We start from the raw sequence: 15,424 nt of genomic DNA, 5'->3' as shown, positions 1-15,424 counted from the left end.
CCTCCGGCTTCTTAGCTCATTTGTAACCGCTTATTATCACATAGAGCTGTCACTTGAAACAGTCCTACATGAATAAATTTTAGGGTTTTTCTACCTTATAAATTCAGATATGATGGGTAGCTATCATTTAACAAGGCTAATCAACACAATGACTAAAAAAGGCTTGCAAAAACAGGTTCCTTATCTTTCAAGTCTTAGTTCCGATATTCCCGCAGGGCTTGTTGTTTTCCTCGTTGCGCTACCGTTATGTTTAGGCATCGCACTAGCCTCCGGCGCACCTTTATTTTCCGGCCTGATTGCCGGCATCATCGGTGGCACCATCGTCGCCGTTGTCAGTGGCTCACATGTGGGTGTCAGCGGACCGGCCGCCGGCTTAACCGTGATTGTATTCAATGCGATTCAGGAGCTTGGCTTCGAAAGTTTTTTATTAGCTGTTGTTTTAGCCGGCTGTATTCAATTTATCATGGGGCATTTGAAAGCCGGGATTATCGGCTATTATTTCCCCTCCGCTGTGATCAGCGGTATGCTCGCAGGTATTGGCATCATCATTTTTTTAAAACAAATTCCACATGCGTTTGGTTATGATGCCGATTATGAAGGTGACTTATCTTTTGTTCAAAATGATGATTTCACCACGCTGTCCGAGCTTAAGAATATGCTAGATTTTTTATCGCCGGGAGCGATCAGTATCAGCCTGTTAAGCTTGTTTATTCTTCTGTTATGGGAGAGTAAACCATTTAAACGCTTATCTGTCCCACACTGGCTTCATGGCGGCGTTATTGCTGTTCTCGCGTCAATTTTTCTCAACGAAGGCTTTAAGATATGGCAGCCTGACTGGGCCTTGTCATCACAACATTTAGTCAATATTCCGGCTATCTCCAGCCCCGCTGAACTGAAAACACTTCTCGTTTTCCCCGATTTTAGTCAACTGAATAATTTCATCATTTACAAGACAGCCCTTATCCTGGCGCTGGTTGCTAGCATCGAGACCTTACTCAGTGCCGAAGCCATCGACAAGCTTGACCCTTATAAGCGTGTTACGCCCAATAATCGAGAATTAAAAGCGCAAGGGATTGGCAATATCTGCTCTGGTTTACTCGGTGGCTTACCGATCACCCAAGTCATTATCCGCAGCTCAACCAATGTTCAAGCTGGGGCTAAAACCAAAATCGCAGCGATAACCCATGGTGTTATCTTGTTGCTTAGTACGTTATTTATTCCAGAACTGCTCAATAAAATTCCCCTCGCCTCACTCGCTGCAATTTTATTAGTGGTGGGCTATAAACTGGCGACGCCGAATTTATTTGTAAAAATGTATAACGTCGGCCCCTATCATTTCATCCCGTTTATCGCCACGGTGTCAGGTCTTCTGCTGACTAACCTGCTGATGGGGATTGCCATTGGCCTGGCTTTTGCCATTTTCTTCATTTTGCTGGAAAATCAAAAAGTCGGCTTTTATTTACATGAACATCATAAGGCCAATAAAACAATCATCACGCTCTCTGAAAATGTATCCTTTTTAAATAAAGCCAATCTCTTACATCATCTGGACAGACTGCCAAACCGCTCAACCGTTGTCATTGATGCAACCTATGCTAAATATATCGATTACGATATTTACGAGATCATTCAAAACTTCAAAGCCGAAGCTAAACGAAAAAATATTAAACTGATTATTCAGAACCTGCGTGGCTATGGCATACTGCCTCCCATAGAGCCGGCCAAGCCCGCCACCAAAGAATTACAGGCGTCATTAACACCAGATCAAGTGCTTAACATCCTAAAACAAGGCAACGAACGCTTTGTCAACAATCTGAAAACACATGACAATTTACTCCAGCGCATCAATGAAACCGTCTCCGGCCAATACCCTCTGGCTATTATTTTAAGCTGCATCGATTCGCGTACCACAGCTGAATTGATTTTTGACCAAAGCCTCGGCGATATTTTCAGTGTTCGTATTGCCGGTAATATAGTCAATGATGACATATTGGGGAGCATGGAATTTGCCTGCAAACTTGCAGGTGCCAAGCTCATTGTTGTGTTGGGACACACCCGTTGTGGCGCCATAAAAGGTGCTTGTTCGGGCGCTAAACTAGATCATTTGACGGGCTTATTACAAAAAATAAAGCCTGCAATCGAGGAAATCGAATTTGAATATCGACAAGCTGTGACATTGAACAACATGTCCTTAGTGGAAAAGGTTTCCAGCCGTAATGTCGAACTCATGGTGAAACAAATTCGTACACAAAGCCCATTACTCAATAAAATGAAAGAAAACGGCGAAATTGATATTGTTGGCGGCGTTTACAATATTGAAACAGGCAGGGTGCATTTTCAGCTCTAAACTCTTTTAACGATAACGCATAATTGAGGTAAGAACCGCACGGCTTTTAAGCACTTTCCCGGCTAGCAGATCATCGATAACTTCACGCATCAAGGCCTTGGCTTCCTGCAACTTCAGGCTATCTAATGCTTCTCTCCGATATAACGCCAATAAAGTTGCGCCGCTCACCCGCCCATTTGTATCGGCGACAAAGCCCTCGCCTTCAACAAAACGATACCGCATATCGGCTTTTATCGAGGCGCTATGCTTGTCCTGATCCAACGAGACACCGTAACCAGCACAGCGCAGCAAATCCAGTTCAAAATAACGCAGCACCGATGCCACATTTTCAGCCGATTGCAAATCGGCAAGACAGCGCCGATAAAGTCTGAAAACATCAGGATTTGGGTCATAGGGATGCAAAAAACAATGCACCAGCTCATTGACATAGAAACCGCAATACAGCGCCATGCCTGACAATGAGAAGTCAGTCGATAATTCAGCCTGAAGCAAAGGCTTTAGCGTTGACTGTCCGCGCCAGGACAACTCAAGTTGGACGAAGGGTTGTAAAATGGCGGCTAATGTTGTTTTTTTATGCCGGATGCCTTTAGCGACAAGCGACACAACGCCTTCGTTTTCGGTCAGCACATCCACAATCAGACTGGTTTCACGGTAGTTTTTGCGTTGTAACACAAATGCGGGCTGCCGCAATACAGTCGTCCGGCTCACGGTCAGGAATCACTGAACCCTAAGCTTTGCAAAGAGCGTTCGTTATTTGACCAGCCTTTTTTGACCTTGACCCAAAGTTGCAAAAAAACCTTCTGCCCCAATAATAATTCAATATCGCGGCGTGCATCCATGCCCACTTTTTTAAGCATTTCACCTTGCTTGCCAATGACGATATTTTTCTGACTGCTGCGCTCCACCCAGATAACGGCATAAATTTTAGTGATATTTGGCAGTGCCTCAAAGCGCTCGATCTCGACTGTAAGCGCATAAGGTAATTCATCGCCCAATCGCCGGGTCAATTTCTCGCGAATAATTTCCGCCGTCAAAAAGCGTTCGGGACGATCGGTAATCTGGTCTTCCGGGTAAATCAGCCCGCCTTCGGGCAATACGTTATAAATACACGTTTGTAATTCATCGAGATTGGTTTTCTTCAAGGCAGAAATCGGTACAATTTCAGCAAAAGGGTAGCGATCTTGCGCCTCGGCCAGAAAAGCCAACATAGCTTCTTTGTCCTCGACCCTGTCAATCTTGTTAATCACCAGAATAACCGGCAGATTGGCACGTTCAAGTTTTTTGAAAATAACATCGTCATAAGGCTGAAAATTCAGCCCATCGATCAGCCAAACCACGACATCGACGCCCAGCAAGGTGGTGTCGGCGGTTTTATTCAAATACCGATTCAGGGCTTTTTTTTCGTCCCGGTGCATTCCCGGGGTATCCATAAAGACAATCTGGCCGTGTTCGGTGGTATGAATACCTAAGATTCGATGCCGCGTCGTTTGTGGTTTACGCGACGTAATACTGATCTTTTGACCGACAATATGATTCATCAGCGTGGATTTACCCACATTCGGCCGTCCGACCAAGGCAACATAGCCACTTTTCACGATACGTTTCCTTCCAGTTTTTGCAACATTTTTTCAGCGGCGGCTTGTTCGGCTTTTTTGCGCGAAGCGCCACTCGCTTCCGTTGTTTCATGGTGAACGGGAACCACGCATTTAACAGTAAAGGTCTGCTGATGCGCCGCACCCGCCTGATTGACCAATTCATACACAGGCAGACTTTTTTGCCGAGCCTGCATCATTTCCTGAAGCCTGGTTTTAGGGTCTTTATTCCAATTACCGACATCTAATGCCGCCAGTTTTTCTTTAAATAATCCCAGGATGAATTGTTGGCATGCGGCAACACCTTGGTCAAGCAAAATCGCTCCCATGATAGCTTCCATCGCATCGGACAATATCGAGTCCCGCCGAAATCCGCCGCTTTTCAATTCGCCAGCGCCCAGGATCAGATAATCGCCAATATTATGCTGTCGCGCCAACTCAGCCAACGATGCCTGATTCACCAGACTCGCCCGCAAGCGACTTAAAACCCCCTCTTCCGAGGCTGGAAATTTCTCAAACAAGGCTTGCGCAATGACAAAGCCCAATACTGAATCACCCAGAAACTCCAGGCGTTCGTTGTTTTTTGCGCCCATACTGCGATGTGTCAGCGCCATTTTGAACAATTCGGGCCGCTTGAACTGCAAGCCCAGTTTTTTCGCTAGTTGCTCAGGTTTTCTGATCACTCGCCACCTTTTTCAAAAGAATCATCAAATTCGACCAAAACGCTTAAATTTCCCACAATAGGTTGCACCACTTCATACGCAATTCTGACTTTGACATAGCCAGGCCGTTTGACAATTTCAACATCATCCATGGTCACATCCTCCACATAATTTAAATTAAACCGCTTCAGCAATGTCATTTCAATCTCTCGCCGGCTCATCCTGGTGATTTCAGGCATTTCTTTCAACGCCTCGACCGCATTGGCAACATTGTTATGATTCATGTAAATAGGTGCAATTTTCAACACCAACAACACCACCGAACCAATAAAAACCAGAATAAAAACAATAGAAATCAGCGTGAGTCCTTTTTGTTTTTGCATTGCATTGTTCATAACAAGACCTTTTTTAGAGTCAATCAGGAAACATATATCACAAGGATAGACTATTTCAGAACAGTGCCAATACGCTCAAATGCAATACCTTTATTTTCCAAATCCCAATTCATCCAGATAAAAAAGGCCCGACCCACCAAGTTTTGTTCTGGCACAAAGCCCCAGTAACGACTGTCATTACTGTTATCCCGGTTATCACCCATCACAAAATAATGCCCTGCCGGGACCTGAAAAACACCTTCAACCGTAGGCGCCCCGCGCATGATCAAAATTTCATGCTCCAACCCTATCAAATCCTCCAGCAATAATTCAGCACCGGTCATATTGCGCCCTTGCCCGACCCCTTGATAACGGCCTAGCGAGGTCTGCTTAGCTAGTTTGCCATTGACATAGACCTTTTTGTTGTAATAGGCAATTTTATCGCCGGGTAACCCGACGACACGCTTGATGTAATCGACTTTAGGGTTCTTCGGAAAACGAAATACGACAATATCGCCCCGCTCAGGCTCACCAACTTCGATGATTTTTTTATTGATGACAGGTAAACGGATGCCATAGGCATATTTATTGACCAGAATAAAATCCCCGACCAGCAAAGTCGGCATCATCGAGCCGGATGGAATGCGAAAGGGTTCGACCAAAAAAGAACGCAACAATAAAACGATCAGAACGATCGGAAAAAAAGACCGCGCATATTCAACCAGCAAGGGTTCTTTTTCTTCCAAAAAAACCTGCCCGCTCGCTTTCAGATAGATTAAATAACCACCCCAAACAATGCCTGTTACGACGGTTGCGACAAGCAGAAAAAATGAAAAATCATAATCCATGTATATTCCTTTTAAGTGGGTTGAATCAGTCTTTTTTAACTTGCAAAACGGCCAGAAAGGCTTCTTGGGGAATCTCGATACTGCCGACTTGTTTCATGCGCTTTTTACCGGCTTTTTGTTTTTCGAGCAGTTTTTTCTTGCGCGAAATATCGCCGCCATAGCATTTCGCCGTAACGTTTTTGCGCATCGCCTTAACGGTTGAGCGCGCAATAATTTTAGAGCCAATCGCCGCCTGAATCGCCACCTCATACATTTGTCTTGGAATCAGGTCTTTCATCTTTTCAACCAATTCGCGGCCACGGCTCTGGCTCAAGTCACGGTGTACGATAATCGACAGGGCATCGACTTTATCGCCATTGATCAACACATCCAGCTTGACCAACGGTGACGGGTCAAAGCGCACAAATTCATATTCAAATGATGCATAACCCCGACTCACCGATTTCAGTCGATCAAAAAAGTCCAGCACCACCTCACTCATTGGCAGTTCGTAATTTAAAGATACTTGGGTCGCGGTATATTGCATATTTTTTTGTACCCCGCGCTTTTCAATACACAAACTGATAACATTACCCAGAAATTCCTGTGGCACCAGGATATTGGCCAGAATAATCGGCTCGCGAATCTCGGTGATTGACCCTGCATCCGGCAGTTTGGCAGGATTGTCCACCATAATCACTTCGCCCGAATGCAACTCAACCTCGTAAATAACCGTCGGCGCGGTCGTAATCAGATCGATATTGTATTCACGCTCTAAGCGCTCCTGCACAATTTCCATATGCAGCATGCCCAAAAAGCCACAGCGAAAGCCAAACCCTAAGGCCTGCGAGGTTTCCGGCTCAAAATTCAGCGCCGCATCATTTAAGCGTAATTTATCCAATGCTTCCCGCATATTGCCATAATCGTCGGAACTGACTGGATACAATCCGGCAAATACCCGCGGCTGAACTTTTTCAAACCCCGGCAACTGCTCTTTTGCGGGACGATCAGTCGCCGTTATTGTATCGCCGACCGGGGCACCAAAAATATCTTTGATGCCGGCCACAATAAAACCGACTTCCCCGGTACTCAAGCTCTCTTTCTCCAGTTGTTTAGGCGTATAAACACCTAGTTTTTCTACCTGGAAAGATTTGCCGGTGGACATCACCGTGATCTTCTGTTTTTTGCGCAAAGAGCCATTGACAATCCGTACCAACGACACCACACCTAAATAATTATCAAACCAGGAGTCAATAATTAATGCCTGCAATGGCTCATCTTCCTTACCACTCGGTGGCGGTACTTTTTCCACCAATTGCTGCAACACCGATTCGACACCAATACCCGTCTTGGCACTGATTTTTAACGCTTCATCGGCCGGAATCCCGATGACATCCTCAATTTCGGCCATGACTTTCTCAGGTTCGGCCGAAGGCAAATCGATTTTGTTCAATACCGGCACAACCTCCAGGCCCTGCTCAATCGCGGTATAGCAATTTGCCACACTCTGCGCCTCCACGCCTTGAGCCGCATCGACAACCAATAACGCGCCCTCACACGCGGCCAGCGACCTTGATACTTCGTAGGAGAAATCAACATGTCCCGGCGTATCGATAAAATTTAACTGATAAACCTGACCATCTTTGGCCTTGTAATGCAGCGTCACACTCTGAGCTTTAATGGTGATACCGCGTTCACGCTCTAAATCCATAGAATCGAGCACTTGCGCTTCCATTTCACGCTCGGCCAGTCCTCCGCATATTTGAATAAAACGGTCGGCCAATGTTGATTTACCGTGATCGATATGAGCAATAATAGAAAAATTTCGAATATATTTTTGATCCACTTGGAATCCGTAAGTCGGTTTGTAAATTAACAAGAAACGCCCGCCACAGAAACTGTATCCGGCATCAAAACTGATTGATTATAACAGAATCAACACACATTGACTCGACAAAGAAAATGCCATGTTTTATGCCCTTACTTTTAGAAGGTTTTTGCATATAATACGAGAACTCTTATCTTAAAAAAATAAATGCTATGGCCAATATACAGACCTTTTTTGACGATCACGTTGCAACAATCCAAGCCAACAGCACATTCAAAAAAATCATGGCGCTGCCAACAGCACAGCGCTGGGCGAGCTTCATCGGCTTATTTTTAGTCAGCCAAATCATTATTTTCGGCAGTTTGTATTTGCTTTTTGGAAAAATCGTTGTCATTGGCTTTTTCGCCAGCATCATGGCCGGTATGGCAACCGGCATTGGCGCGCTACCCGCTTTATTTCTCACGCAGATTTCTGACCGTCTGTTTAACAGCTTATTAGGTATGGCGGCTGGCGTCATGTTGGCGGCAACAGCATTTTCCCTGATTCTCCCCGGCATTGAGTTTGGCAATCAGCTCTCTGCTGACACCGGCATCTGGATGGTCTCGGCCGGCATGATTATCGGCGCGTTATTTTTACATTTTGCTGATGAAAAACTCCCCCATTTGCATTTTGACTCGGTTTCCGACACTCATGTTGAAACCCTGCAAAAACTTTCCTTGTTTATCGTCGCCATCACGATTCATAACTTCCCGGAAGGTATGTCGGTGGGCGTCAGCTTTGGCACGGGTGACACTAAAAACGGTATGATTTTAGCGATCGCCATCGGCTTACAGAACATACCAGAAGGCCTTGCAGTGGCCTTACCCTTAGTTGGGCTTGGTGTCAATCGCTGGAAAGCTGTCGCCATTGCCACACTTACCGGTCTGGTCGAGCCTATTGGCGGCCTTTTGGGTATCACTATGGTCACAGCCTTTTCATCAATCCTTCCGCTAGCCATGGGTTTTGCAGCAGGCGCTATGTTATTTGTGATCAGCGAAGAAATTATTCCAGAAACACATGCTAAAGGCCGCTCCCGAATTGCAACCTTTATGTTGATGTTTGGCTTTATCGTCATGATGGCCATGGAACAATTTCTCGGCTAACCTAACCCTTCAATTGACTCATGGATTATCTGTCCTCATTGTTCGATTATTTTAATTCAACTGATTTTGCCCGCCTGTCGGCCACTACATTGTCCAGCTTCATTTTGATCGTAGCGGCCGAAATGGGTGATAAAAGCCAACTCGTCTGCATGACGCTGGCCTCAAAGCATCGCGGCCTACCGGTTATCTTAGGCGCAATCACGGCTTTTGCTTTGCTTAACACATTAGCAGTCGTTTTCGGTGCCGCCTTAGCTAACTGGATTCCAGCCTATCTTGTGGCCAGCGCCGTTGCGATATTATTTGCCCTGTTCGGCCTGTTTTCGCTGTTTGGTCATGAGGAGGATGACGATGAGGAAATTGTTGAGAAAAAAGGCCATGGTATTTTTTTGACGACTTTTTTAATGATTACCTTGGCCGAATTTGGCGATAAAACACAACTTGCCGTTGTTGCCTTTAGCAGTACAGCCAACATTTACGCCGTCTGGCTAGGCGCAACGCTGGCTTTAAGCTTGACATCAGCGCTTGGCGTGTTAGCTGGCCGCACCATTCTGCAACGTTTCTCTATGGCTTTATTGCATAAAATCAGCGGCGTTATTTTCCTAATTCTAGCCGGCTTTGCCGCCTATAAAGCCTGGTTTACTCTGCCACCGGCATTGCTACAGAAGGCGTTAGGCTAACAGTGTCGGGCGAAATACGTAACGCTAATTGCCCTTGCAGCAACCCTTCCAATTCCTTGCCCACCATACTGTAACGCCAGCCGTGCAAAACCGGCGTTTCCGGATCGCCGTCCAACAAGCGCTCCAAGTCCTTTCGTCCAGCCAAAATCACCGGATTCAATGCATTTTCTTCGCTACGAATCCTAACAACGGCGGTCAACACGTCTAAAACCGCTTCTTGTCGAGCGCCTTTCTTCCCAGGCCGCCCTTTTTCATTAAGCGGCGTCGGTGCGCGCTCCCGGCCTTGTTTGACCAAGTCACATAACACCTTGCCGTGGCGCCTGATAAGCCCATCATTGATCTGCCTTATTTTGGCCAATTCCGCCACAGTGACAGGCTGCAATTTTGCCAACTCAAACAATATATCATCGCGCATCAGCCAATTGCGGGGTCGATTGCTTTGCTGGGCCGTCATTTCTCGCCACTGCGCCAATAATTGCACGATGGATAGCTGGCGCCCGGTTAATTTGTTTTTGCCCCGGATTCTAAGCCAGGCTTGCTCAGGATCAATTTGATACAAGGCTGGGTCTGTCAATATTTCAAAATCCTGTTTCAACCAGTCCAGACGCCCTAATTTTTCCAGCTGCGCGGTCATTTTTTGGTAAATTTTGCAAAGATAAATGACATCATCAGCGGCATACTGAATTTGATCCTGGTTTAATGGCCGTTCACTCCAGTCGGTTCGGGTATGCGCTTTACTCAAATTCACATTTAGAAAACTCGATACCAGCATCGCATACCCTGGGTTTTCTTGAAAACCCAGCAACGGTGCAGCAATTTGGGTGTCAAAAACCGGCGCCATTACGCGACCGGTTATTTGATAAAAAATCTCCAGATCCTGACGGCACGCATGCAAAACTTTTGTGATATTTTCATCATACAAGACCTCAAACAAAGGCGTCAGGTCCCGTAAAACCAATGGGTCAACGCAAGCCACCCATTCAGGCGTTGCAATTTGCAACAGACAAAATTTGGGATAATAGGTTTTCTCACGCAGAAATTCGGTATCCAGCGCAATCCAGCTTTCATTTTTAATGCTCTGACAAAGTTCTGCCAGTTTTTCAGGGGTGTCAATGTATTGAATTATCATAATGCCTATAACTTTAGCATCAAAACAGACTATAGCCAGCACTGTTGGTAAAAATTTGAGCAAACACTTCGCATCTAGAGTCGGCATATCCGTGCTTCCGATTCTTCGCCCACCACAACTTAGCCATCAGATTATCTATCCCACTTTCATAAGCGATCATTAACAACGGTTCAGTTTTCTGAAATTTCAAGCCCTTAGCCAAAAAACTAAAGCGATTCTCCATTGTTCCGTTGTCATTTCTTTGTCATTTAAAGTTGACTTTTTTCCCAAAATCATTCAATTTACGCATCTGGAAAGGCGGTAACCGCTTGATTCAGGTTAAGCTTAAACTGAAAAAAGTAAAAGCCATCCAACAAAGCTTTAAAACTAATATTAGTCTTAATAACATGAAATCGTATTCTGGCGCGTAACAGGATACCAGGAGGAAACATATGAAGAAGCCTGTAAAAAACTGGCTGCTTGCTTCGACTGTAGCTACTTTACTTGCTGCACCTACCCTTTCAAGCGCTAACAGCGGCGTTGAAAAACTGACCCAAAACCCGGCTAACTGGGCCACTGCATTAGGTAACTATGCAGGTACCCGGTATAGCAAGCTGGATCAAATCAACACTAAAAACGTAAAATATCTGCAACCTGCATGGTCTTTCTCAACAGGTGTTTTACGTGGCCATGAAGGTGGCCCATTGTTTATCAATGGCATTTTATACATTCATACACCTTTTCCTAATACGGTTTATGCGATTGACCCCAAAACACAATCCGTCATTTGGGAATTCACACCACAAATGGATGCAGATGTCACCATCCCTGTGATGTGTTGTGACACCGTCAACCGTGGTTTGGCTTATGGCGATGGAAAAATTTTCCTACAACAGTCTGACACTGTTCTGACTGCACTGGATGCTAAAACCGGTAAACGCGTATGGAGCGTTCAAAACGGCGACCCTAAACTGGGCATGACCAACACTAATGCACCATTAGTCGTTAAAGATATGGTTCTGACGGGTATCGCCGGTGGTGAATTCGGTGTTCGGGGTTTCCTTGCAGCCTATGACATTCGCACTGGTGAACTGCGCTGGAAAGGTTACAGCATGGGGCCTGATTCAGATACTTTGATCAACCCTAACAAAACCACAACCTGGAAAGATGGCAAAGTTCAAAAAGTGGGTAAAGATTCCAGCTTGAAAACCTGGAAAGGCGACCAATGGAAAATTGGCGGTGGCACCACTTGGGGCTGGTACAGCTATGATCCAGATCTGAACTTGGTGTATTACGGTTCAGGTAACCCTTCTACTTGGAACCCGGTACAACGTCCAGGTGATAACAAATGGTCTATGTCTTTGTGGGCACGTGATGCCGACACCGGTGAAGTCAAATGGGTTTACCAAATGACGCCACATGATGAGTGGGATTTCGATGGTATCAACGAAACCGTTCTGGTTGACCAAAAAATCAACGGCAAAATGCGCAAAACTATCGTGCATTTCGACCGTAACGGTTTTGGCTATACTTTAGACCGCGTTACCGGTGAATTGTTAGTCGCTGAAAAATTCGACAAAACAGTCAACTGGGCAAGCCACGTCGATATGAAAACTGGCCGTCCACAAGTTGTTGATCGTTATTCCACCGAATTCCACGGTGAAGACGAAAACACTACCGACATTTGTCCTGCGGCACTGGGTGCTAAAAACCAGCAACCTGTTTCTTACTCACCACAAACAGGTTACTTCTACATTTCAGGCAACCACCTGTGCATGAACTATGAACCTTTTGAAGTTTCATACACAGCGGGTCAGCCTTATGTAGGTGCAACCTTGACCATGCGTCCTGCGCAAGGTGACGTATTGACTGGAAAACCTGATGGTTCTCATAACCTCGGTCAATTCACCGCATGGGATGCCACAACAGGTAAAATCGTTTGGTCAAATAAAGAACCATTCTCTGTCTGGTCTGGTTCTGTTGCAACTGCTGGCGGCGTCGTTTTCTATGGCACCCTGGAAGGTTACTTGAAAGCGGTTGATGCGAAAACAGGCAAAGAACTGTATCGCTTCAAAACGCCTTCAGGTATTATCGGCAACGTCAATACTTGGGAATACAACGGTAAACAATACGTTGGCGTCTTGTCTGGTATTGGTGGCTGGGCCGGTATCGGTATCGCTGCGGGCCTAGATACTGGTGAAGAGTCTTCTAACTCTGAAGGCTTGGGCGCCGTAGGTGCATACAGAAGCTTAAGCTCTTTCACAAAATTGGGCGGTACACTGACTGTATTTGCACTGCCTGATAATAAATAAGTTTCAACTTATTTAAAAGAGCAAACAAGGCCTTGGCTGTTCTCAGTCAAGGCCTTTCTTTTTGAGGTACAAAAAAATCTTGAGCAAAGCAGTCTTCTCGGATTTAGTGCGCATCGAACTTTTTATTTAGCTTGTCTGTCAGTTAATGGTATCGTTACCCTTATCATTAACTTTTATTCATTCTTTAAATATGTTTCGAACACAACTATTTTTCTTATTTCTGTTTATTTATAGTTTTTCGGTGAATGCTGCGGAAAAATTCCGTGTCTGCGCCGACCCGCTCAATCCGCCCTACTCGACCAAAGAACAAACCGGGTATGAAAACAAGATTGCACAATTGTTTGCCGAGCAACTCGGTCAGGAACTGGAATATTACTGGTTTCCACAACGAATCGGCTTTATTCGTAACACACTAAAATCCGAAATTGAAGGAACCGACCAATTTAAATGTGATGTTGTCATGGGTGTTCCGGCCGGATTTGATTTTGCTAAGACGACTAAACCCTATTTCCATTCAACTTATACGCTAGTCATTGCCAAAGGACGCGGTTGGGATCACATCACCTCGCCTGAACAACTGGCCGATCAACCACTGCAAAAAATTGAAAGCATGAAAATCGCCATGTTTGACCGAGGCCCTGGGACAGCCTGGCTACAAAAAATAGGTTTACTGGACCAAGGCATTCCCTATCAGAGTATGACGGGTGACGATGAGAACAATGTCGCCATGCAAATTGAAAAAGACCTGAGAGCTGGAAAAATCGATATGGTAATTTTGTGGGGTCCGTTATCCGGTTATATCACATCTAAGAGCCCGGAAGGCAGCTATATTGTCCTGCCTATGCAATCAACACCGGATATAAAATTTGATTTTTCAATGAGTATGGCGGTTCGTTATGGTGATAACGACAGAAAAGCCATGTTAGAACGCCTCATCGACAAAAATTCAGAGGAAATCATTCAAATTATCGAAAGCTACCATATTCCGGTATTACCCATCCCCAAACAATCGCGCCGACATGATGACGATTGAAGCTTGAAGCATTTTGTAGCACCGCTTATGCCCAACCATAGTCGGTGCTACAAATTCCTGCCAAATAACCCAATCAGATGCTTTAACCGCCCGGCATATTCATCGGTCAGTTGATCCCAGGAAAAGCGCCAACGCCAGTTACCCTCTATCGTCCCTGGAATATTCATTCTACAATCAGAGTCTAGGCATAAAATATCCTGCATCGGAATCACAGCCAGGCTCGACACAGATGCGAACGCCGTTCCAATCAAGGTATAAGGCATCGTCGTTTGAGAAAAACCAAGATACTCATAAATACGATGTTTTTCGCCATCCGATAAGCGATTAAACCAGCCTAAAGTAGTATCATTATCATGTGTGCCTGTGTAAATGACGCTGTTTGGAACGCAGTTGTGAGGTAAATACGGATTTCCAGCACCGTTGCCAAATGCAAACTGTAGAATTTTCATCCCGGGCAATTCAAAATCATCCCGTAATTTTTCCACCGTATCGGTAATAATCCCTAAATCTTCGGCAACCAAAGCTAAATCGGGATAGTGTTGACTAATAGCACGTAATAATTTATCACCTCTCGCTTCGACCCATTGCCCATTAACTGCGGTATCTTCATTAGCCGGAATTTCCCAAGCCGATTCCAACCCCCGAAAATGATCAATACGCAAAATATCAAATAATTCATTCTGGGTTTGAATACGTTCTAACCACCATTTGAAACCGGTTTCAACATGATAAGCCCAGGCATAATGTGGATTGCCCCAGCGCTGACCAAATTCCGAGAAATAGTCCGGCGGCACCCCAGCCACAACCACCATTTCACCCTCTTCATTCAACTTGAATGCAGCACGATTAGCCCAGACATCGGCGCTGTCATAGGCGACAAAAATAGGAATATCGCCAAATAACAAAATACCGTGTTCATTTGCGCATTGCTTTAATTTTTTCCACTGCGAGAAAAAAATGAATTGCTCAAATTTAATCACCTCGAGCATGGCCTGCAGACGTTTCCGGGCGGCCGCTAATGCGCGGGGGTGACGCTGTTTTAAAGGTTCAGGCCAGGTATTCCAGCTTTGCTGGTTAAATTCATCATGTAGAGCATAAAACAAGGCAAAATCATCCAGCCAAAAGGCTTTATCTTCACAAAACTGCTTAAACGCTTGTTGCGCATCTTTATCAGCCAGCTCCAAAAAACCCTGGTATGCCAATGTCATCAGTTGATGATCATGCCAGCCATCAAAACTACGTTGCGAGGGCTGTAACCAGCCTTTTTGCTCCAAATCCGATAAATCAATCAAAGCCGGATTACCCGCATGGGCCGACATACATTGATAAGGCGAACCGTCTCCATGTGGAACACCTAAAGGCAAAGTTTGCCAGACTGTGACGCCAGTATCATGTAAAAAATGGATAAAATTAAACGCTTCCGTGCCTAATACACCGTTCTCGCCATCGCCTGGTAGCGATGTAATATGCAATAAAATGCCTGCCCGGCGCTTTTTCAGATGTTCATTCATAGTTATGTTGA

General features: G+C 45.3%; 13 protein-coding genes. 5 read left to right on the top strand and 8 right to left on the bottom strand.

All coding sequences use genetic code 11. The features are described from left to right. Positions 1-148 precede the first annotated feature (148 nt). Entirely contained in the window at positions 149-2,347 is a 2,199-nt protein-coding gene (locus JEU20_RS08740; protein ID WP_198245070.1) for a bifunctional SulP family inorganic anion transporter/carbonic anhydrase, read from the top strand. 6 nt (positions 2,348-2,353) lie between these two features. Here the strand turns inward: JEU20_RS08740 and recO are convergent, their stop codons facing one another. From recO to lepA, 6 genes are all read right to left on the bottom strand, one after another. Further along, positions 2,354-3,055 (bottom strand): DNA repair protein RecO, encoded by a 702-nt coding sequence (gene recO / locus JEU20_RS08735; RefSeq protein ID WP_198245068.1) that lies wholly within the window; start codon positions 3,053-3,055, stop codon positions 2,354-2,356. A 2-nt stretch (positions 3,056-3,057) separates the two neighbouring features. Then, positions 3,058-3,942 carry a GTPase Era gene (gene era, locus JEU20_RS08730; protein ID WP_198245066.1) on the bottom strand — a complete coding sequence of 295 codons (885 nt, stop codon included), beginning with the start codon at positions 3,940-3,942 and terminating at the stop codon, positions 3,058-3,060. After that, complete coding sequence (gene rnc / locus JEU20_RS08725) at positions 3,939-4,622, bottom strand: ribonuclease III (protein ID WP_198245064.1); 684 nt, start codon at positions 4,620-4,622, stop codon at positions 3,939-3,941. Before rnc ends, era begins: the two co-directional genes overlap by 4 nt. Continuing rightward, entirely contained in the window at positions 4,619-4,984 is a 366-nt protein-coding gene (locus JEU20_RS08720; protein ID WP_245395159.1) for a DUF4845 domain-containing protein, read from the bottom strand. Before JEU20_RS08720 ends, rnc begins: the two co-directional genes overlap by 4 nt. A 62-nt stretch (positions 4,985-5,046) precedes the next feature. Beyond that, the gene (gene lepB / locus JEU20_RS08715) at positions 5,047-5,823 is read right to left on the bottom strand and encodes a signal peptidase I (RefSeq protein WP_198245060.1); all 777 of its coding nucleotides are present in this window, start codon (positions 5,821-5,823) and stop codon (positions 5,047-5,049) included. A 25-nt stretch (positions 5,824-5,848) separates the two neighbouring features. Then, a complete protein-coding gene (lepA, locus tag JEU20_RS08710; protein WP_198245058.1) occupies positions 5,849-7,648 on the bottom strand; it encodes a translation elongation factor 4 in 1,800 nt (599 codons plus the stop codon). A gap of 194 nt (positions 7,649-7,842) precedes the next feature. On the opposite strand from lepA, the gene JEU20_RS08705 reads away from it, so the two are divergent. Both JEU20_RS08705 and JEU20_RS08700 read left to right on the top strand, forming a co-directional pair. Beyond that, the gene (locus JEU20_RS08705; protein ID WP_198245056.1) at positions 7,843-8,772 is read left to right on the top strand and encodes a ZIP family metal transporter; all 930 of its coding nucleotides are present in this window, start codon (positions 7,843-7,845) and stop codon (positions 8,770-8,772) included. 20 nt (positions 8,773-8,792) lie between these two features. Further along, entirely contained in the window at positions 8,793-9,449 is a 657-nt protein-coding gene (locus JEU20_RS08700; RefSeq protein WP_198245054.1) for a TMEM165/GDT1 family protein, read from the top strand. On the opposite strand, the gene rnd is transcribed toward JEU20_RS08700, so the two are convergent. Continuing rightward, positions 9,409-10,578 carry a ribonuclease D gene (gene rnd, locus JEU20_RS08695; protein WP_198245052.1) on the bottom strand — a complete coding sequence of 390 codons (1,170 nt, stop codon included), beginning with the start codon at positions 10,576-10,578 and terminating at the stop codon, positions 9,409-9,411. The two genes, JEU20_RS08700 and rnd, sit on opposite strands and share 41 nt — an antisense overlap. 431 nt (positions 10,579-11,009) lie before the next feature. Between rnd and JEU20_RS08690 the strand changes: the two genes are divergently transcribed. Then, positions 11,010-12,869, top strand: coding sequence for a methanol/ethanol family PQQ-dependent dehydrogenase (locus JEU20_RS08690; protein WP_198245050.1), 1,860 nt, complete (start codon positions 11,010-11,012; stop codon positions 12,867-12,869). A 190-nt stretch (positions 12,870-13,059) separates the two neighbouring features. After that, positions 13,060-13,902 carry a quinoprotein dehydrogenase-associated putative ABC transporter substrate-binding protein gene (locus JEU20_RS08685; RefSeq protein ID WP_198245048.1) on the top strand — a complete coding sequence of 281 codons (843 nt, stop codon included), beginning with the start codon at positions 13,060-13,062 and terminating at the stop codon, positions 13,900-13,902. Positions 13,903-13,949: 47 nt separating this feature from the next. On the opposite strand, the gene malQ is transcribed toward JEU20_RS08685, so the two are convergent. Beyond that, positions 13,950-15,413, bottom strand: a complete 1,464-nt coding sequence (gene malQ, locus JEU20_RS08680; protein ID WP_198245046.1) for a 4-alpha-glucanotransferase — start codon at positions 15,411-15,413, stop codon at positions 13,950-13,952. Positions 15,414-15,424 lie beyond the last annotated feature (11 nt).

This window comes from methane-oxidizing endosymbiont of Gigantopelta aegis (genome assembly GCF_016097405.1).
Taxonomy (GTDB): domain Bacteria; phylum Pseudomonadota; class Gammaproteobacteria; order Methylococcales; family Methylomonadaceae; genus Methylomarinum.
Note: the sequence above shows the minus strand (reverse complement) of the source record. Positions and strands in the feature narration are given on the sequence as shown.